Below are 587 nucleotides of genomic sequence, written 5' to 3' on the forward strand. Positions count from 1 at the left end.
CCCGTCGGCAGATTTCCATCGTGGACATCAATGACGACAAACTTCCCGACATCGTTGTCGGTGGAATGCTGGGAGCTCACGTTTTGACGCATCGGGTGAAGTCAGTCAGTGAGTCTGAGTTTCAAACGGCACAACCAAAGGTCTACACCGGTCCAAAGCTGCCTCAAGTGAAGGATGCGGAGGCGTTGCGTGGCCCGAAGGCGAAGATTGACCGCGAGACGGGGAAGGTGCCCGGTGCGATCGAAGGCGAAACGCTGACGGGCAAAGCGACCGCCGGTTACGCGAAACCTCAGGACATGTCACGTTTTAACGAGGATCAGTGGAGCAACCAATCGCAGCTTTGGTGGACCGGTGCCAAACCGGCCGACAAGTTGATGCTTCCATTGCCGGAGTTCACCGGCACGGTCGACGTGGAAGTGGTGCTCACGTGTGCGGGCGACTACGGCATCGTGCAGTTGACGCTCGATGATCAACCGCTCGGTCCGCCGATTGATTTGTACAGCAACAGCGTGGTGACAACCGGAGTTCTGTCGTTTCCGAAGATCACCGTCGAGGGCAAACAACATTCACTGGAGGTTCAAGTGGTG

1 pseudogene is annotated in these 587 nt (G+C 57.1%); it reads left to right on the plus strand.

Annotation, left to right across the window (positions count from 1 at the left end):
* A pseudogene (locus RE6C_RS23780) lies at positions 1 to 587 on the plus strand (FG-GAP repeat domain-containing protein); the annotation flags it as partial.

Origin of the sequence: Rhodopirellula europaea 6C, assembly GCF_000338295.1 — a bacterium.
Lineage (GTDB): Bacteria > Planctomycetota > Planctomycetia > Pirellulales > Pirellulaceae > Rhodopirellula > Rhodopirellula europaea.